Raw genomic sequence first — 17911 nt, 5'->3', positions numbered from 1 at the left:
ATTAATGATGTTAAATAATAGAACATATTCCGTTTGATATTATTTAATTGTTACAACTTTATTACGATATATTAAGGGACGATTATGACCCGCCGTCGACAAATTTATGAAGGTAAGGCAAAAATCCTCTATGAGGGGCCAGAACCTGGAACAATTGTTCAATATTTCAAAGATGATGCCACTGCTGGAAATGGTGCCAAAAAAGGAACTATTACAGGAAAAGGTGTTTTAAATAATCGCATCAGCGAATATTTAATGACACAAATCGAAGATATTGGCATTCCGACCCACTTTATTCGTCGTTTAAATATGCGCGAACAGTTGGTCAAAGCGGTTGAGATTATTCCTCTGGAAATCGTTGTTCGGAACGTTGCTGCTGGCAGTATTGTTAAACGTTTGGGATTAGAAGAAGGTCTACGTTTACCACGTCCTTTGGTAGAATATTACCTTAAAAATGACGATCTTAATGATCCGTTGGTATTAGAAGATTACATCACGGCATTTAATTGGGCAACCGTTCAAGAAATGGATGAAATCGTTACTTATACACTCAGAATTAATGACTTCTTAAGTGGGTTACTTCTTGGTGTTGGTATCAAATTGATTGATTTCAAACTGGAATTTGGCAGATTTTGGAAAGATGATGAATCTCACATCGTTTTGGCTGACGAAATTTCCCCTGATAATTGTCGCTTTTGGGATATTGAAAGCGGCGAAAAACTAGACAAAGATCGTTTCCGTCGAGATTTAGGTAAAGTTGAAGAAGCCTATCAAGAAGTGGCACGTCGTTTAAAAATTATACCAGAATCAAATATTGAATCCCTTAAAGGTAAAGAAGGCTTGGAGAGTATCTAAATGAAAGTTCGTTTAATTATTATGTTAAAGCAAGGGGTTTTAGATCCTCAAGGCAAAGCAATTAATCATGCTCTACATAATTTGTCTTTTCAGGAAGTTCAAGACGTTCGCGTCGGTCGCGTTATTGATTTAGAAGTTACAGAAACATCCCCAGAAAAAGCGAAAGCAAGAGCTACTGAAATGGCTCAGCAACTTTTGGCGAATGGCGTGATTGAGGACTTCCAAGTTGAGGTTTTGGCATGAATACAAAAATAGCCTTTCTTTTGGCTGGCTTTGGATTGATGGCTGTATCTGGCGCTCAATCTGCGTTGGCTCAAAGAGTAACACCATTGCAATCTGGGAAATTTTTACAAATTTGTAAAAATACAAAATCTCTGCAAGCCTGTGATGCTTATATCAGTGGAATTGCAGATTCTGTAGCATACTCCAAAATGTTTGCCAAAAACCAAGGAGATGTTAATGCACCTGCTGGTTTTTGTATTGCAACCAATGTTTCTGGTAAAGAAATGAGAAGCAAAGTGATTGCTTGGATGACTGCTCATTCAGACCAATTATCTCAACCTGCTGGAGCATCTGTATTTACGGCATTGCATGATGCTTATCCATGTCCTTCTACGAAAAATGGAAAATAGATCATGAAAATAGGTATCGTTGTATTTCCAGGTACCAACCGTGAACGAGATATGGTTATCGCTTTTGAACGTGTGACAGGGTTTACCCCCCAAATTATTTGGCATCGTGAGACGGCATTACCACAACTCGATATGGTTGTTTTGCCTGGTGGTTTCAGTTACGGGGATTATTTACGTTGTGGCGCAATGGCTGCACATTCCCCAATCATGCGTGAAATCCAAGCCTTTGCACAAAAGGGTGGATACATCATGGGCGTTTGTAATGGCTTCCAAATCTTAACTGAAGCAAATCTGTTGCCTGGCGCATTACTACCGAATGCTAGCTTAAGATTTCTTTCCAGAGATTGTCATTTGCGTATTGAACGCAATGACACTGCTTTTACCCAAGGATGGAAGCAAGGAGACATATTCAGAACAGCGACAGCGCATGGTGATGGTAATTATTTTTGTGATGCTGAAGGATTAAAACGTCTTGAAGGCGAGGGGCAAGTCGTATTCCGTTATGCTTCTCCTAATGGTGAGATTGATCCATCGAATTCCGATTTTAATCCAAATGGCAGCATTAATGCGATTGCTGGCATTGTCGATCAAACTGGCCGTATTTGTGGTATGATGCCTCATCCCGAAGATATGGTCGATCCCTTAATGGGCAGCGAAGATGGAAAACCTCTTTTCCAAGGAATCATGGAGACATTAACACGATGAGTAAAGCTCAACTTATTGTAAATGAAGAACTTGGCAAAGAATTTGGATTATCAAGCGATGAATATGCCAAAGTATTAACCATTATGGGCAGAACTCCAAGTTTAACAGAACTTGGTATTTTCTCCGTCATGTGGTCAGAGCATTGTTCTTATAAATCTTCCCGTGCTTGGTTGCGTAATCTTCCTACCAAAGCTCCGTGGGTTATTCACGGCCCAGGTGAAAATGCTGGCGTAGTCGATATTGGTCAGGGTTTGGCTGCGATTTTCAAAATGGAAAGTCATAACCATCCGTCATTTATCGAACCTTATCAAGGGGCTGCAACTGGTGTTGGTGGTATTTTACGCGATGTCTTTACCATGGGTGCACGTCCTGTAGCGAATTTAAATGCATTGCGTTTTGGTAGCCCCGATCATCCAGCAACTCGTCATATTGTTGATGGTGTTGTGCGCGGAATTGGTGGTTATGGTAACTGCGTTGGCGTTCCAACAGTTGGTGGTGAAGTTAATTTCCATGCCAGCTATAATGGAAATCCATTGGTTAATGCCATGAATGTTGGTGTTGCCAGACAAGATCGTATTTTCCTTTCTGCTGCTGCTGGTATTGGTAACCCTGTGATTTATGTGGGTTCCAAAACGGGTCGTGATGGTATTCATGGCGCAACGATGGCTTCTGCTGAATTTGATGAGGACGCAGCTTCAAAACGTCCAACAGTTCAAGTGGGTGATCCATTTGTTGAAAAATTATTGATTGAAGCGTGCTTGGAATTAATGGCAACCGATGCGATTGTTGCTATTCAAGATATGGGTGCTGCCGGCTTGACCTCTTCTGCTGTGGAAATGGCCGGCAAGGGCGGTGTTGGTATTGAACTTAATCTTGACCATGTTCCTCAACGTGAAGAACACATGACAGCCTATGAAATGATGTTGTCAGAAAGCCAAGAACGCATGTTGATGGTTTTACGTCCTGATCGTACTGATCTTGCAAAAGAAATCTTTGAAAAATGGGAATTGGATTTTGCAATCATTGGTCATTTGACAGACACGGGTCACATTGTCATTAAACATCATGGTCAAACCGAAGCTGATATTCCATTAGAACCTTTGGCTGATGAAGCGCCTTTATATCATCGTCCGACTGCACCTTCACCAAAGCCTGAACCTTTAGGGGCAATAGACGTTGATGTCAGTATTGAACAATCCTTAATCAAATTGCTAGGTTGTGCTGATCTTGCATCTCGTTCTTGGATTTGGGATCAATATGACAGCACCATTGGTGGGCAAACAGTTTATCGTCCTGGCCAAGCAGATGCAGCGATTATTCGCGTTGATGGAACTGATATTGGTCTTGCATTAACCACAGATTGTACCCCACGTTATTGTGCTGCTGATGCTTACCAAGGTGGTGCTCAAGCTGTTGCAGAAGCATGGCGTAATATTACGGCAACGGGTGCAAAACCTTTGGCAGTAACCGATAATCTGAACTTTGGTAACCCTGAAAAACCAGAAGTGATGGGGCAGATTGTTGCAGCGATTGAAGGGATGAAAGATGCTTGTAACGCGCTTGATTTCCCTGTCGTCAGTGGTAACGTTTCGTTATATAATGAAACTCGCGATGCAAATGGCGAAAATGTTTCTGTATTACCAACACCTGCCATTGGTGCTTTGGGGGTTATAGATGATGTTTCTAAAACCATCGGAAATGCGTTTAAAGCAGATTATGACCTTGTCGTCATTGGTGCAACCAAAGGCGAATTAGGACAGACATTGTGGTTACGAGAAATCTTAGGTAAAGAAACAGGAAATCCTCCCCAAGTGGATTTGCAAGCAGAACGCCGTAATGGTGATTTTGTCAGAGAGCAAATAGCAAATGGTGTGATCGAAGCTTGTCACGATGTTTCAGATGGCGGGTTATTGGTTGCAGCTGCTGAAATGGCAATGGCAGGAAACGTGGGATGTACTTTGGATGTGCCAGAAGTTGGAATGCGTCCAGAGGCCTATTGGTTTGGTGAAGATCAAGCACGTTATTTGGTAATGACCTCTCAAAAAGACGCACTTTTACAAGCAGCCAAAGCACATGGTATCCCAGTTAGAGTCATTGGTTGTACAGGAGGTGATAGCCTTGTCATGCCATCTGGTGCGGTCACAACGATTGCTCGGATGAAAGCTGCTTCCAAAAGCTTTTTTGAAAAATTAATGAAAGTATAGTCACATGGATGTATCTGAAATCGATGAACGCCTGCGTAACGCTTTTCCTGACGCAAATATTGACGTCGGTGCTTTGAAAAAAGACGGTAGGCATTTTTATTGTAAAATTGCAGCAAAAGAATTCGAGGGCTTGAACAAAGTCAAGCAACATCAATTGGTTTATAAAGCATTGGAAGATTATCTCGATGGTGATCTTCATGCCTTAGCTTTAGAAACCTCAGCTCTATCAAACTAAATATAGGAGACATATAATGAGCAACCCTGTTTTTGAACAAATCCAAAAAGAAATCGATTCAAATAATGTTGTATTGTTTATGAAAGGCACAGCAGATTTTCCAGGTTGTGGATTTTCAGCGAAAGTAGCACATATTCTTTCAGATCTAGGCGTTTCTTTTAAAGATATTAACATTTTAGAAGACGATTCTTTACGGCAAGGTCTCAAAGAATTTTCAAATTGGCCAACTTTTCCTCAACTTTATGTTAAAGGAGAGTTAGTTGGTGGTTGTGATATCGTCAGAGAAATGTATGCTTCTGGAGAGTTAGCTCAACTCTTAAAAGAAAAATCAATCGCTTGTAACTGATTTTAGTATCATAAATGCAACATAAGGAGAAAAATTATAAAAATATATTTTTTCTCCTTATTCGTATGTATCCAAAAATGAATTTATAAGTTAGCTTTTAGCGTAATTATGTAATCCGTCAGCAGTTAGTATATATATCGTTAGAGAGTCAATAAATGGTCAGACATTTCAAAAAAACAATTTGTTTCCTTTTTGGTGCCGCCGCACTTGTTTCCTTATCTCCTTCTCCTGCAAAAGCACAACATATTGTTACAGAAACAGAAGCTGGTAAATTAACACTAGAATCTTTAACTGCCGCTCCTGCTGTTCGTCATTATAAAGCCAGAAAAGTTTCATATAAAACAAGTTCAAGTAAAAACCACTCTAAACTCGTAAGAAATGTTTCCTATAAACAAAAAGGCAAACTATCTGTAAAAAATGCCGTTTATAAATCTTCTTCACATAAAAAGACTGCTGTAAAACATCGCCATCGCAGTTAATTTTTCTAGAATTCGTTTAGAATAATATTTTCGAAATGTTCGATTTGACCTGACTGATTGATTGTAATCAGGTCAAATCGAACATTTTCTATTTCGGGATGATAATATTCTAGATAATAGTTTGCAGCATTTTTTAATCTTTGCCTTTGCTTGGCTGAAATTGACATTAAGGCATCGCTCATTTTTTTTCGTGCTTTTACTTCAACAAAAAGCAACCAATTAGTTTTTTTTGCAATTAGGTCGATTTCCCCAACTGGGCTACGAAATCGTTTTTGTAGAATATTCCATTGAAGATTAATTAAATAATTTTCTGCCAGATTTTCTGCAGACAAACCTTTATTATATGCTAGAATCCCTAAATTTTGATTGCTATTTTTCATCTTGATATTTTATCATAAAACCACATTTTTTATAGAAAAATAGTACTTATTTATCTTAATAATATGAATGACTATCTTTTAAATCGAAAGCTTAATGAAATGCATGTGTTTTACACATATTTATTTTTAACAGATTTTAAACAAGATTGGTTCCTAGCAATTTTGCGGTTTATTTTAATATTATTTGTTATATTTCATGTATTGAGACATGTTCGTGATACCAGAGCCGCTATTGGATGGATCGGCTTTTCTTTAATAATGCCGATCATAGGTTTTATTTTATATGTAATGTTTGGTGTTAACCGTGTTGTTCGTCGAGCCCAAAAACTGGTGAATAATCGTCCTTGGCATAATAAATTATTAAATAATATGACGCGTTATTATATTAAAGGTCATTTTTATCCTTTGGCTAAAGTAGTCGAAGGATTCACGCAACGTCCTTTATTGATGGGTAATGACGTTGAACCTTTGTTCAATGGCGATCAAGCCTATCCCGTCATGCTAGAATCTATTCATTCGGCCAAAGTATGTGTATTCCTTTCTTCTTATATTTTAAGAAGTGACGAAACAGGTAAAATTTTCGCAGATGCCTTAATTGCAGCACAACAAAGAGGGGCGATTGTTCGAGTTTTAGTTGATGGAATAGGAAGTGGTTATTTTTATTGTCCAATAGCCAAATATCTTGAAAAAAATGGGGTCAGAATTGATCGCTTTATGCACTCTTTTTTACCTTGGAAAATGCCTTTTATTAATCTCAGGACACATAAAAAGATCTTAGTTGTTGATGGAAAAATAGGTTTTCTAGGTGGATTAAATATAGCTGGTGAAAACATTCTTGCAGACCATCCAAAGAACCCAGTTTCAGATACCCATTTCAAAATTACGGGAACTATTGTACATGAGCTTACAGAAGCTTTTTTACAGGATTGGTTTTTCATTACGGCTGAAGATTTGAACAAGAAAAGCTTCTACCCACTTGTCGAAACCAAGGGAAACATGATTTGTCGTATTATAACGGCAGGCCCTGATACAGATATGGAAAAAATAAAATATACGATGATGCAAGCGATTAGCTTGGCAAGAGAATCTATTCGTATTATGACCCCTTATTTTTTACCCGATGATCGCTTTTTATCTCTTTTATGTTTGGCAGCTGTCAGAGGAGTTAATGTTGAGATCGTCATTCCTGAACAAAGTAATCAGATCTTAGTCGATTGGGCACGAAACATAAATAATATTTTGCCTTTACAATTCGGGTGTAAAATTTGGCTAGTAAAAGCACCATTTAACCATTCAAAATTAATGGTTATTGACCGAATTTGGTCTTTTGTAGGTAGTTCTAATGTTGATATGCGAAGCTTACGGTTAAATTTTGAAATTAATATGGAAATATATCATAAAGAATTCGCGCAACAAATCGATGATTTTATTGGATCACACCGACATCGTTTATTAACCTTGGAAGAGTTAAAGAATAGATCATCTCTTGCTAAATTTAGAGACTCAACCACTAGACTTTTATTACCCTATCTATAAAATTATTTTGGTCTTAGCGTTACCATAATAGGGCGATGGTCGGATGAAGAACGAGATAAAACTTGCTTATCGATACATTCCATCCCTCTGACCAGACAACGATCCAGACGAATAGGAAATAAATTAATCATTTTATGGGTGGGCTCACGTGGTCCAACATCTTTAAAACCTGGTATCAGCGTAGGCCCAATTAAATTATAATCACCCAATACGGCAGCTTTTTCAGGAAGAAAATCAGAAAGGACTTGTAATTGTCTTCTATTCAAAATTTGTCCATGGGACAAATGCACATTTGCAATCCAAAACTTACCATAATCAATTAACTGAGCAACTCTTTTAATCAATGCTCCTTTGGGTAACACACAAGTTGACGGCGGTGCATTGAATGGATAAGGACTCCAACAAGCAACGCCATGAATACGCCCTGGCAACGGAAATCGACTATAATATCCTCCAATTAGTTGAGGCAGGATATTCATATCCTCTGTCGCTTCTTGCATTAATAATAATTCAGGCTGATGCGTGTTAACCAAATACGCAACTTCATAAGGAGAAGCCCCAACTTTTCGTAGCAAATTCCAACTAATAATTTTAAAATATTGTAAATCAGGTTGAGTATCTACGTAAAAATGCGGATCTATTTTAGGTGAATAAAGCATTAATCTTATGACTTATCTTTTTTATTAAAACGTTATATATATCATGAAATTTTACTTTCAGAGCTAAAATATTATTTTTCAATGCTTTCTTTTGAAAATTCTATTGTCAGAGTATATCCTAATCCTAGCAAAACGGGCCCCAAGAAGATACCCAAACCACCAAAAGCCAATACACCACCTAAAATTCCTAAGACACTTAATAAGTAAGGAAGTTTATTACCAGAAGAAATAAACATCGGCCGTATGATATGTTCAACGCCTGAAATAATAACAATTCCATATATTAGTAATAATAATGCTGAGACAATCTGATGATGATAGAACCCCAACCAAATAACAGCTGGGATCCAAACAACAGGTGCACCGATTGGGAAAAGGGATAAAAAAGCTGCAATACCTCCCAATAAAACAGGTTCCGGAATATCAAATAAGGCCAAACCACAACCTGTTAGTATACCTTGTAATAAGGCGGTTCCGATAATGCCATATACTGTTCCCAAAATTGTTTTATTAGTCATTTCGACCAAATGTTTAGAGGAAGGCCCAGCAACTTTGTAAATAAGTGCTAGAATGATTTCTCCGACATAATCGCCACCTAACCAAAAGAAAAAAGAAATAAATAACGCAAAAGCAAACTGAATAAATCCACCAATAGTTTGGAGAAATACAGAAAAAGAAGCACGCGTGATATCATATAAATAAGGACGAAGCGTATCCCCAATACTTAATAAGTGCTCAGCCCCATTTTCCCAAGTTTTTGCTAAATACTTATTAATAATAGGTATATGTTGCATCCAATGAGGAGGGGACACGAAATTAATCGATGAAGTTGCAGATGAAATGGTTTGAACGACCCTTGGAACATCATCAATAATCGCTGCAGATAAAATAACGACGGGCATGACCATACATAATCCACAAAATATAGTCATCAATAATGCAGCACACACTTTCCCTATATATTTCCTGAAAAAAACATAGATTGGCCATGTGGCAAAGCTGATAATACCAGCCCATAAAATAGAAGAAAAAAGAGGGTTTAAGATCAACCAACATCCATATGCGATTGCTGCTAAAAGAATATATAATATAACGCGTTTATTCATCTTTTTCTCCTTAAGACATGACTATAAAATATTGTTAAGAGAAAAAAAGATTAATTTTCGTAATTTTACAAAATTTTAATAAAAAACTGTCAAAATAGTGCAAAATTATACAATATAAAATTCAGATATATAAAATTATCATCGTTAATAAGGATAAAATATAATGAATTTAACCCCTGAAGAAACAGTTTCAATTGGTTGGAAAGCATTATCAACATTACTTGTCACTTCAGGCAGACATACAGAATCTGTTTCTGAAAAAGGCTCTTTTGTAAATGATCCTTTACATAGAGGATCAACAGTCATATATCCCTCTGTTGCTGCAATGAGAAATACTGCTGGTCAACAATATGAACACCAAACTCTATATGGTGCAATGGGATCTCCGAACCAACATGAGCTTGAAAAAGTCATTGCTTTGATTGAAGGGGGCAGTCACAGCCAAATTGTTTCTTCTGGACTAACAGCGTGTACGGTTCCGTTATTGGCTTTTTTGTCTGCTGGAGATCATTGTTTATTAATTGATAGTATCTATGGTCCGACAAAGCGTTTTTCTGAAAAAGTAATGAAAAAATTTGGTGTAGAGATCAGTTACTATCCAGCTGATATTTCTGTTGATGAGATTAAAAACTATATTCAACCCAATACCAAAGTTATTTTTACTGAAAGCCCAGGTAGTCATACATTTGAAATCCAAGATATCTCCGCATTATCGAAACTAGCCCATCAACATAATATTAGACTTTTTTTAGATAATACTTGGGGAATAGGGGTCTTTAAACCATTTGACCATGGGGTTGATGTCTCTGTCCAAGCACTCACTAAATATGGTAATGGACATTCAGACCTAGTATTAGGTGCGATTACGGTCAATAATGATGCAGACTGGCATATATTAAGAGATACATCAATTGCTTTGGGCGAGGTAGCTGGACCCGACGCCTGCTGGCTTACGTTGAGAGGATTAAGAACGCTTGGGGCTCGGCTAGAAAAACAATCTATTTCTGCATTGAAAATTGCACAATGGTGTCAAGAACAACCAGAAATAGAACGCGTTCTCCACCCAGCACTGCCAAGTTGCCATGGACATGAAATTTGGAAAAGAGATTTTACAGGAGCAAGCAGCGTCTTCACAATCGTTTTCAAACAGCCCATTACAACACAACAGGTCGTCGACATGATTGAAAAACTCGAATTTTTCTCTATTGGTGCTTCATGGGGAGGATATGAGAGTTTAGTTCTGTTAACTGATGGAGAAATATACAGAAATTTTCCAAATAAATTAATCTCAGGGTCTGCCTGTCGTTTACATATTGGTTTGGAAAACACAGAAGACCTTATTACAGATTTAAACCATAGTTTTATCGCAACTTGGCGTTCATAAAATAATTACCGTTGCCGAAAGGTCAAAGCTTCGGCAACACTGGGAATATCAATATCATCCTTTAATGCTAAATCTGAAATTGTTCTAGCTACTCTGAGTAATCTTGTAATTCCTCTGGCGGACAACTTTAATTGCAATGATGCTTTTTCAACCATCTGAGCGACATCTTGATCCAAATGAATATGATTAATATTTATTTCGTTATTTAACATATTTTGTCGTGTTAATTGTCTGTCTCTAGCTGCTTTTACACGCCTTGCAACAATTTCACTTTTTTCTCCTGATGCAACATTGACAATATCTTTGGGAAGAATAGGTTCTATATTGGTAATTAAATCAATGCGATCTAGTAAAGGTCCAGAGATTTTACGCGTATATTCTTCTTTACATTTAGGCACACGATGGCATTCACGCTCAGTATCTCCTAAATACCCACAACGACAAGGATTCATTGCTGCAATTAATTGAAAATGTGCTGGATAGGTAATATGAGATGTCGCTCTGGCAATAGAAATATTTCCTGTTTCCAAAGGCTGTCGTAAAGCTTCTAAAGCATTTCTGGCAAATTCAGGAAATTCATCCAAGAATAAAATACCGTGATGAGCCAAACTGATTTCGCCAGGTTTAACTTTTGCCCCTCCACCTGTTATCGCAACTTGACTGGCGGAATGATGCGGGCTGCGAAAAGGTGGGCGTATAATTGGGGCTGAGTTCGGTAATAATCCTGCAGAACTATAGATACGAGTTACAGCCAAAGATTGTTGTGATGTTAAATCAGGTAATAAGCTTGGTAAACGTGCAGCTAACATTGACTTTCCAGCCCCAGGAGGACCAATCAGCAACATAGAATGACCACCTGCTGCAGCAATTTCCAATGCTCTTTTTGCACCTTCCATTCCTTTAACTTCTGATAAATCTGGATCTTTTACAAAAGAAGGCAAAGGCATAAATTCAGGTTTGGATAAAATTTGTTTACCTGTAAAATGTTGTAATAAGACAGATAAAGAAGAGGGCGCCAAGATATCAATATCTCCACCCAAAAGAGCTTCACTTCCTTGATCGTTTGGGCAGATTAACCCTCTTTCTTCTGTAGCTGCACCAATCGCTGCTGAAATCACTCCATTTACTGAACCAATTGCCCCATCCAAAGACAATTCTCCAAGTGCTGCATAATGCATTAATTCTTCTTCAGGGATAATATCCATTGCACATAAAATGCCCAATGCAATAGGGAGATCGTAATGTGTGCCTTCTTTTAAAATATCTGCTGGGGCTAAATTGACCAAAATACGCTTTGGGGGCAGAGCTATTCCCATAGAAACTAAAGCCGCACGCACACGCTCTCTCGATTCTGTGACTGCTTTATCTGCTAGACCAACAATAACAAAGGCTGGAAGACCACGGGTTATTTGAACTTGAACTTCTACAGGGACGGGATCAATACCAGAAAAGGAGAATGTTAAAACTCTGGCAATGCTCATTGTTAATTAATCCACATAAAAAACATCTTATTAAGTATTTATAATATATAACTCAAATAAATTGACAATCTTTTTATAAAGAAATGCTCTAAATATATTTATATTTCGTCCTTTTCCAGTATTCATTTAAAAACCGACAAAAAGATTACACAGATTAATAGCATCTAGTTTGATAACACTGGAAGTGTGGTCAATCGTATAAATTATCCTTATAGTATATTTATAATGAATTTGTAATTATTTGTTTAAATTATTGATTATAAAAAAAACTCTTAGCAATATTACCATTTCTAGCATTACCAATAAATTCTATACTCGCAAATAAAGCCTCTAACGACGCGATAGATGCTACTATTAATATGATTATGCCTACTGGCTATTGTAATGTTCTTTTTCTGCCCAATCCATCATCTTCACAATTTCAAGATTGGTATGCAAAATCAGAAAAAATATTTTCTGAATGTTATAAACAAGCAGAAACAAATACTTCTTTGTTACCTACAGACAATCCAGAATATGAAAAATATTTATTAATTGGTGACCTTATAACGATCAAACGTAGAGAAATCTTAGAGAAAAAAGCAATCTACTGTTAGTAGTGAGTATTTTTCGGATAAATCCTTTTTAAATAAGTTTTCTAAAATTACAAAAGGACTTAATAGTCATGAAATGCGTCAATATCACGAATTTTTAGCAAATACTTTTGAAGTTATTCAAGATAGATTGCCAAGGACCTGTTACCAATATTTTAAGCAGAATCAGTAAATAAATTTTTTTTATTTTCTGTTGTACCAGATCTATAATTTTTAGAACAAGGCTGGCAAGTTAGATTTGATAATGCAAGAAAAGGTGTATCTAACGAAAAGATAGAATCACATGGTGAATACTATAATTATTTAAGAAATACTATTTCATGAAGCTGGAAATAAATTATCAACGGCTTGTGCTCAATATAGATATCGAAAGGGAGGACACCCTTCAGATAACTAGAGAGTAGACTATTGAGAACTTCGTTCGATAGAATTCTTTCTATCTCATTATACCGTTTATATCGCTTGTGTATGTTTTAATATACGGAACAACCAAGCTGATATTTATATAGTTAACATTATACCAAATAATATTAGTTACTATGAATAATCTTAAGTTATTCATAGTAACTTTGTTAATATTTATTTATCAGTTGGACGATATAAAATACGCGCTCTAACCGTACCATCTAATGCACGTAAAGAACGTAGGATTTCAATATCAATGTCTTTTTCGCCTTCGGTCGTTGCTTCGATAACGACATAACCCACTTCACCATCTGTTTGAAGATATTGTGCAGAGATGTTCGCATTGGCTTCGGTAAAGATATTGTTGATTTTTTGCATAATACCAGGAACATTTTTATGCACATGCATATATCTTGTGCCCTTGAGGCGAATGGGCAATTGAACTTCTGGAAAGTTGACAGAGCTTAATGTTGACCCAACATCAGAATATTCAATAAATTTATTGGCAACTTCTCGACCAATACGCTCTTGAGCTTCAATCGTAGAACCACCAATATGAGGGGATAAAATTACATTATCCAATCCACGTAATGGAGAAGAGAATTCTTCACCTTTTTCTTTGGGTTCTTTTGGAAACACATCAATTGCAGCGCCTAATAAATGCTTGCTTTTTAATGCAGCTGCTAATGCATCAATATCAACCACTTGCCCACGGGCATTATTGATTAAGAAAGAACCTGGCTTCATCATGGCAATTTCTTTTTCACCAATGAGATTAATGGTGCTTTCTTGATGAGGCACATGCAAGCTAACAATATCACTTTCTTTTAATAATGCAGCCAAAGAGTCAACTGGACGTGCATTACCATGCATTAATTTATCGATTGGATCATAATAAATCACATGTAATCCAAATGCTTCTGCTAGAATAGAAAGCTGAGAACCAATAGATCCATATCCAACAATCCCAAGGGTCTTCCCTCTGACTTCCCAGCTGTTGGTGCTGCTTTTATCCCATAATCCTTTGTGGCATTCTTCTGAACGAGTGAAAATACGACGTAATAACATCACAATTTCACCCATCACCAATTCAGCCACAGAACGTGTATTACTAAACGGTGCGTTAAATACAGGAATACCACGATTTCTGGCAGCATTTAGATCAACTTGGTTGGTTCCAATACAAAAACAACCAATCGCAATCAACTTATCAGCAGCATCTAAGACTGCTTCCGTTAAATGTGTGCGAGAGCGAATACCAATTAAATGAACGCCTTTGATTGCTTCCTTCAAAGCATCTTCATCTAAAGCAGTTTTTAAAAGGGTGATATTGCTATATCCATTTTGCTTTAACAGCTCGACAGCACTCTCATGCACACCTTCAAGTAACAAGATACGAATTTTATCTTTGGGTAAAGATAAGTTTGAAGCCATTTTCTTTTCCTATATATAATGATGATATTAAATTTTAACAATTATTCAGTAAATCAACCACTTGCTGCTTTAATCTTGGATCGCCCAGCGCTAAAACTGTCTCTTTACTGTGTAAATTCAAAGCATTCCCTTGCCAATCTGTAATACAGCCACCAGCACCTTCAATAACAGGAACCAAAGCTGCCCAGTCCCATATTTTATTTCCACATTCAATGATTAGATCTATTTGCCCCAATGCTAGAAGCCCATAAGCGTAACAATCTCCGCCCCAGCTAACGCGTTTGACTTTATTATAAACTTGCTTCCAATTGGTTGTAGAGGCATTTTCCAAAATTTCAGGCGCAGTGCAAGAGGCTTCTGCAAAACGAAGCTCAGAGCAAGACCTTGTGCCAATTTCTCCGCCCAGTTGGGAGATAAATTGCGATGATTGTCCTTGCACTCCAATCCAGCGTTCATTGGTAATGGGTTGGTCAATAATACCTAAGACAGGTTTTCCTTCGTATAACAACGAAATTAAAATCCCAAAAAGAGGGCGCCCCGTAATAAAAGCACGGGTTCCGTCAATAGGATCAATCACCCATTGGAATTTAGAATCTGTATGATTGACCCCATATTCTTCGCCAATAATACCAAATTCAGGTGTTTCTTTTTGTAAAATAGATCGAATGGCTTGCTCTGCTTCGCGATCGGCTTGTGTTACTGGTGATTCATCTGATTTCACATCAGCATGTAACGAAGCTTGCCTAAAATAAGGCCTTACGACTTTACCAGCAGCCGTTACGGCTTCTTGAGCAATTTGTAAATAAGAATCTAATTGGAGTTTTGTCATGGAATTAATTTTTATCCTGTGGTGAAAGAGAATAAAGATACAGAATAATGTTTTTTCTTATATCAGCAGAACTGATACCTTTGTAATTCATTTTATTTCCAGGCGCCCATTGTTGAGGATTCTCTATCCATTGATCTAAATTACTTTCTGTCCAATTCATTTTTTTTAATTTTAAGGAGCCAGAATAAGTATAATTTGATTGTGAGGCAATTGGTTTATTTACAATGTTATATAAATTCGGTCCCAGTCTTGTATTTCCCTCAACTGTATCTGTATGACAAACAGCACAATATTGCTGAAATTCCTCTTTCCCTTGTGAAAGATTAGATTTAATTTCAGGATTGGATTTCTCGCGCGGATCAGAATTATCTTTCTTTTCAATAGCAGAGGCTGAAGAAGGTGCAGAAGGAGATATTGTTTTCAAGTAAGCAATAACATCAATTCGATCTTGTTGAACAGAAATGCCAGGATATGCCATAATGGTATCAGGCGCAAAATTCGTTGGATGAGCAAGCCACAAATTTAAATTTTGTACATCCCAAGATTCCTTTTGATGTTTTTTAAGACTGTCAGAGTAGTTGAAATTAGGTTTAGATGCAATTTTATGACCCATAACACCATATAAATTCGGTCCTATTTTATTGGCACCGTTTTCATTAAATGTATGACACAGGCTACATTGTTGCGTTGCCAGCTCTTTACCTTTGGCTGGGTTAGCAGATGCTAAATCAATTGATTCATTTTGATCGCTATCATTTGAAAAAACAGATTTTATTTGGGTTTGATTTTGAATAACCACCGATCCTATTCCCCAAGACGCGGCTAAAACACAGACCGAGAACAAGCCTGCCACTGCTAATCTATTCCAATCAAAACTATCCATTTGTGAATATTTTTCTTCGCAACTTAAAATGAACTAGATAATCATTATTTGTTTATAGAATAAAGATACGTTATCAGCTATAAAAGAAAAGAAAAAAAACGATCAAAATGATTTTAAATTGAGAACCACAGTTAAATGAATGCGTTAATTATCATTCCAGCACGTCTGGCCGCCACACGGTTACCCAATAAGCCTTTGGCTGATATTCATGGAAAACCAATGATTGTGCGTGTAATGGAACAAGCACAAAAAGCCGACATTGGCCCCGTCATTGTGGCTTCGGGTGATAGAGAAATTACAGAAACAATAAAAAAAGCAGGCGGAGAGGTCATTGAAACAGACCCAAATCTTCCTTCTGGTTCTGATCGCGTTTATCAAGCATTTTTACAAGTTCAGAATCATCAGGATTTTGACGTTATTATTAATCTACAAGGCGACTTGCCCCTTATTGACCCAAAAGATATTCGTCAATCAACGCTGCCTCTATCCGATCAATCTGTTGACATTGCGACACTCATTGCGCCTGTAAAAACAGAAGCTGAACGCAATGCACCCTCAGTTGTCAAAGTTGCCTGTAGCTTTGATGAAAATGCAAAAATTGCAAAAGCACTATATTTCTCAAGATGTCCTATTCCTTATGGGGATGGCCCTTTATGGCATCATGTTGGTATTTATGCCTATCGCAAAGCAGCCCTTAAACAATTTATATCTATGCCAACGTCCTCTTTGGAAAATAGAGAAAAATTAGAACAATTAAGAGCGTTAGAAGCTGGAATGACCATTGCCTGTGCAACCATTGAAGCCGCTCCGTTCGGGGTCGATACGCCAGAAGACTTGGATAATGTCAGAAGAATAGTAAAGGGTTAATATATAATGACAAAAACAAAAATTATTGCATTCCAAGGAAGACCTGGTGCTTATTCTGACCTTGCATGTCGTCAAGCAAGGCCTGGTTGGGAAACGTTACCTTGTGAAGATTTTTACTCAACAATTAAAGCCGTTCAAACAGGTAAAGCAGACCAAGCAATGTTGCCCTGTGAAAATAACCTTGTAGGACGTGTTCCTGATATTCATACTTTATTACCTTCATCGGATTTATTTATTGTTGGCGAACATTTTCAGCGTGTAGAACATTGTTTAATTGGTATCAAAGGGGCTAAAATATCAGACATAAAGCGGCTTCATACACATCCCGTGGCAATGGGGCAAGTCTCGGAATTAATACAATCTTTACATATTGAACCAATTATTGAATTTGATACGGCGGGTTCGACTGAAATTATTGCGAAATTAAATAACAAAGAAGATGCTGCAATTGCCTCTTCTTTGGCCGCAGAGTTAAATGGATTGGAAATCTTGCAACATAATGTTGAAGACAAATCTTATAATACGACCCGTTTTTATATTGTTGCGCAGGAAAAAGAAATACCTGCCATTGAAGAGCCTAATATACTCACAACATTGTTATTCAAAACTAAAAATATTCCCTCTGCTTTATATAAAGCCTTGGGTGGATTTGCGACAAATAACATCAATATGACACGATTAGAAAGTTGTATGGCTGATGGTAATTTTATAGCCACGAAATTTTTAGTTGATGTTGATGGACATATCGAAGAAGCTAGTTTAAAACGTGCAATCAATGAGTTGCGTTTTTATGCCGAAGAATGCGTTATTCTTGGCGTGTATCCAGCGTCACCTTACCGTCAATCAAAACATTAATTTTTTTATGATATAAATTACAAAGTGAATATATAAAGGATTG

General features: G+C 37.1%; 20 protein-coding genes. 13 read left to right on the top strand and 7 right to left on the bottom strand.

Annotated features, from left to right (window positions below; translation table 11 throughout):
• The first annotated feature begins 84 nt into the window (after window positions 1-84).
• From purC to PQG52_RS03950, 8 genes are all read left to right on the top strand, one after another.
• Window positions 85-855: a phosphoribosylaminoimidazolesuccinocarboxamide synthase gene (gene purC / locus PQG52_RS03985; protein WP_034337059.1), complete on the top strand. Its 771-nt coding sequence runs from the start codon at window positions 85-87 to the stop codon at window positions 853-855.
• Window positions 856-1098 (top strand): phosphoribosylformylglycinamidine synthase subunit PurS, encoded by a 243-nt coding sequence (purS, locus tag PQG52_RS03980; RefSeq protein WP_271788748.1) that lies wholly within the window; start codon window positions 856-858, stop codon window positions 1096-1098. It begins immediately after the preceding gene.
• Complete coding sequence (locus PQG52_RS03975) at window positions 1095-1487, top strand: Rap1a/Tai family immunity protein (protein WP_271828020.1); 393 nt, start codon at window positions 1095-1097, stop codon at window positions 1485-1487. The genes purS and PQG52_RS03975 overlap by 4 nt, the downstream gene beginning before the upstream one ends.
• Window positions 1488-1490: 3 nt before the next feature.
• Window positions 1491-2192: a phosphoribosylformylglycinamidine synthase subunit PurQ gene (gene purQ, locus PQG52_RS03970; RefSeq protein ID WP_271788750.1), complete on the top strand. Its 702-nt coding sequence runs from the start codon at window positions 1491-1493 to the stop codon at window positions 2190-2192.
• A complete protein-coding gene (purL, locus tag PQG52_RS03965; RefSeq protein WP_271828018.1) occupies window positions 2189-4396 on the top strand; it encodes a phosphoribosylformylglycinamidine synthase subunit PurL in 2208 nt (735 codons plus the stop codon). The genes purQ and purL overlap by 4 nt, the downstream gene beginning before the upstream one ends.
• A gap of 4 nt (window positions 4397-4400) precedes the next feature.
• On the top strand, window positions 4401-4631 hold the full coding sequence (locus PQG52_RS03960) for a BolA/IbaG family iron-sulfur metabolism protein (protein WP_271788752.1): 231 nt from the start codon (window positions 4401-4403) through the stop codon (window positions 4629-4631).
• Window positions 4632-4647: 16 nt separating this feature from the next.
• Window positions 4648-4977 (top strand): Grx4 family monothiol glutaredoxin, encoded by a 330-nt coding sequence (gene grxD, locus PQG52_RS03955; RefSeq protein WP_271788753.1) that lies wholly within the window; start codon window positions 4648-4650, stop codon window positions 4975-4977.
• Window positions 4978-5132: 155 nt separating this feature from the next.
• Window positions 5133-5456 carry a hypothetical protein gene (locus PQG52_RS03950; protein ID WP_271828017.1) on the top strand — a complete coding sequence of 108 codons (324 nt, stop codon included), beginning with the start codon at window positions 5133-5135 and terminating at the stop codon, window positions 5454-5456.
• Window positions 5457-5461: 5 nt separating this feature from the next.
• Here PQG52_RS03950 and PQG52_RS03945 read toward each other — a convergent pair whose 3' ends face one another.
• On the bottom strand, window positions 5462-5836 hold the full coding sequence (locus tag PQG52_RS03945; RefSeq protein WP_271828016.1) for a YraN family protein: 375 nt from the start codon (window positions 5834-5836) through the stop codon (window positions 5462-5464).
• A 99-nt stretch (window positions 5837-5935) separates the two neighbouring features.
• Here PQG52_RS03945 and cls point away from each other — a divergent pair, with 99 nt between their 5' ends.
• Window positions 5936-7372: a cardiolipin synthase gene (cls, locus tag PQG52_RS03940; protein ID WP_271828015.1), complete on the top strand. Its 1437-nt coding sequence runs from the start codon at window positions 5936-5938 to the stop codon at window positions 7370-7372.
• A gap of 2 nt (window positions 7373-7374) precedes the next feature.
• Here cls and PQG52_RS03935 read toward each other — a convergent pair whose 3' ends face one another.
• Window positions 7375-8031, bottom strand: a complete 657-nt coding sequence (locus PQG52_RS03935; protein WP_271801359.1) for an endonuclease/exonuclease/phosphatase family protein — start codon at window positions 8029-8031, stop codon at window positions 7375-7377.
• Window positions 8032-8102: 71 nt separating this feature from the next.
• A complete protein-coding gene (locus PQG52_RS03930; protein ID WP_271788758.1) occupies window positions 8103-9137 on the bottom strand; it encodes an AI-2E family transporter in 1035 nt (344 codons plus the stop codon).
• 163 nt (window positions 9138-9300) lie between these two features.
• On the opposite strand from PQG52_RS03930, the gene metC reads away from it, so the two are divergent.
• Window positions 9301-10521: a cystathionine beta-lyase gene (metC, locus tag PQG52_RS03925; RefSeq protein WP_271828014.1), complete on the top strand. Its 1221-nt coding sequence runs from the start codon at window positions 9301-9303 to the stop codon at window positions 10519-10521.
• A 5-nt stretch (window positions 10522-10526) separates the two neighbouring features.
• Here the strand turns inward: metC and PQG52_RS03920 are convergent, their stop codons facing one another.
• A complete protein-coding gene (locus PQG52_RS03920; protein WP_271828013.1) occupies window positions 10527-12002 on the bottom strand; it encodes a YifB family Mg chelatase-like AAA ATPase in 1476 nt (491 codons plus the stop codon).
• A 359-nt stretch (window positions 12003-12361) separates the two neighbouring features.
• Here PQG52_RS03920 and PQG52_RS03915 point away from each other — a divergent pair, with 359 nt between their 5' ends.
• Window positions 12362-12598 carry a hypothetical protein gene (locus PQG52_RS03915; protein ID WP_271828012.1) on the top strand — a complete coding sequence of 79 codons (237 nt, stop codon included), beginning with the start codon at window positions 12362-12364 and terminating at the stop codon, window positions 12596-12598.
• 576 nt (window positions 12599-13174) lie between these two features.
• Here PQG52_RS03915 and serA read toward each other — a convergent pair.
• The 3 genes from serA to PQG52_RS03900 are packed head-to-tail and all read right to left on the bottom strand — an operon-like array spanning window position 13175 to window position 16146.
• Complete coding sequence (gene serA / locus PQG52_RS03910) at window positions 13175-14434, bottom strand: phosphoglycerate dehydrogenase (protein WP_271828011.1); 1260 nt, start codon at window positions 14432-14434, stop codon at window positions 13175-13177.
• Between the two features lie 34 nt (window positions 14435-14468).
• On the bottom strand, window positions 14469-15263 hold the full coding sequence (gene hisN / locus PQG52_RS03905; RefSeq protein WP_271828010.1) for a histidinol-phosphatase: 795 nt from the start codon (window positions 15261-15263) through the stop codon (window positions 14469-14471).
• A 4-nt stretch (window positions 15264-15267) separates the two neighbouring features.
• Entirely contained in the window at window positions 15268-16146 is an 879-nt protein-coding gene (locus PQG52_RS03900) for a c-type cytochrome (RefSeq protein WP_271828008.1), read from the bottom strand.
• A gap of 135 nt (window positions 16147-16281) precedes the next feature.
• Here PQG52_RS03900 and PQG52_RS03895 point away from each other — a divergent pair, with 135 nt between their 5' ends.
• Window positions 16282-17013, top strand: a complete 732-nt coding sequence (locus PQG52_RS03895) for a 3-deoxy-manno-octulosonate cytidylyltransferase (protein ID WP_271828007.1) — start codon at window positions 16282-16284, stop codon at window positions 17011-17013.
• Between the two features lie 6 nt (window positions 17014-17019).
• The gene (locus tag PQG52_RS03890) at window positions 17020-17868 is read left to right on the top strand and encodes a prephenate dehydratase (protein ID WP_271828006.1); all 849 of its coding nucleotides are present in this window, start codon (window positions 17020-17022) and stop codon (window positions 17866-17868) included.
• The last annotated feature ends 43 nt before the right edge of the window (window positions 17869-17911 follow it).

The sequence above is a fragment of the Commensalibacter communis genome, from assembly GCF_947179105.1.
GTDB lineage: Bacteria > Pseudomonadota > Alphaproteobacteria > Acetobacterales > Acetobacteraceae > Commensalibacter > Commensalibacter communis.
The sequence above is the reverse complement of the archived record's forward strand: the minus strand, read 5'-3'. Positions and strand labels throughout refer to the sequence as shown.

Excerpts from the sequence above, each read along its gene's own strand:
- PQG52_RS03950 (WP_271828017.1), top strand. The coding sequence starts at position 5,133 with ATGGTCAGACATTTCAAAAAAACAATTTGTTTCCTTTTTGGTGCCGCC.
- PQG52_RS03975 (WP_271828020.1), top strand. The coding sequence starts at position 1,095 with ATGAATACAAAAATAGCCTTTCTTTTGGCTGGCTTTGGATTGATGGCT.
- purQ (WP_271788750.1), top strand. The coding sequence starts at position 1,491 with ATGAAAATAGGTATCGTTGTATTTCCAGGTACCAACCGTGAACGAGAT.
- PQG52_RS03915 (WP_271828012.1), top strand. The coding sequence starts at position 12,362 with ATGATTATGCCTACTGGCTATTGTAATGTTCTTTTTCTGCCCAATCCA.
- purL (WP_271828018.1), top strand. The coding sequence starts at position 2,189 with ATGAGTAAAGCTCAACTTATTGTAAATGAAGAACTTGGCAAAGAATTT.
- serA (WP_271828011.1), bottom strand. The coding sequence starts at position 14,434 with ATGGCTTCAAACTTATCTTTACCCAAAGATAAAATTCGTATCTTGTTA.
- PQG52_RS03935 (WP_271801359.1), bottom strand. The coding sequence starts at position 8,031 with ATGCTTTATTCACCTAAAATAGATCCGCATTTTTACGTAGATACTCAA.
- metC (WP_271828014.1), top strand. The coding sequence starts at position 9,301 with ATGAATTTAACCCCTGAAGAAACAGTTTCAATTGGTTGGAAAGCATTA.
- purS (WP_271788748.1), top strand. The coding sequence starts at position 856 with ATGAAAGTTCGTTTAATTATTATGTTAAAGCAAGGGGTTTTAGATCCT.
- hisN (WP_271828010.1), bottom strand. The coding sequence starts at position 15,263 with ATGACAAAACTCCAATTAGATTCTTATTTACAAATTGCTCAAGAAGCC.
- PQG52_RS03930 (WP_271788758.1), bottom strand. The coding sequence starts at position 9,137 with ATGAATAAACGCGTTATATTATATATTCTTTTAGCAGCAATCGCATAT.
- PQG52_RS03895 (WP_271828007.1), top strand. The coding sequence starts at position 16,282 with ATGAATGCGTTAATTATCATTCCAGCACGTCTGGCCGCCACACGGTTA.
- PQG52_RS03920 (WP_271828013.1), bottom strand. The coding sequence starts at position 12,002 with ATGAGCATTGCCAGAGTTTTAACATTCTCCTTTTCTGGTATTGATCCC.
- purC (WP_034337059.1), top strand. The coding sequence starts at position 85 with ATGACCCGCCGTCGACAAATTTATGAAGGTAAGGCAAAAATCCTCTAT.
- PQG52_RS03900 (WP_271828008.1), bottom strand. The coding sequence starts at position 16,146 with ATGGATAGTTTTGATTGGAATAGATTAGCAGTGGCAGGCTTGTTCTCG.
- PQG52_RS03890 (WP_271828006.1), top strand. The coding sequence starts at position 17,020 with ATGACAAAAACAAAAATTATTGCATTCCAAGGAAGACCTGGTGCTTAT.
- PQG52_RS03960 (WP_271788752.1), top strand. The coding sequence starts at position 4,401 with ATGGATGTATCTGAAATCGATGAACGCCTGCGTAACGCTTTTCCTGAC.
- PQG52_RS03945 (WP_271828016.1), bottom strand. The coding sequence starts at position 5,836 with ATGAAAAATAGCAATCAAAATTTAGGGATTCTAGCATATAATAAAGGT.
- cls (WP_271828015.1), top strand. The coding sequence starts at position 5,936 with ATGCATGTGTTTTACACATATTTATTTTTAACAGATTTTAAACAAGAT.
- grxD (WP_271788753.1), top strand. The coding sequence starts at position 4,648 with ATGAGCAACCCTGTTTTTGAACAAATCCAAAAAGAAATCGATTCAAAT.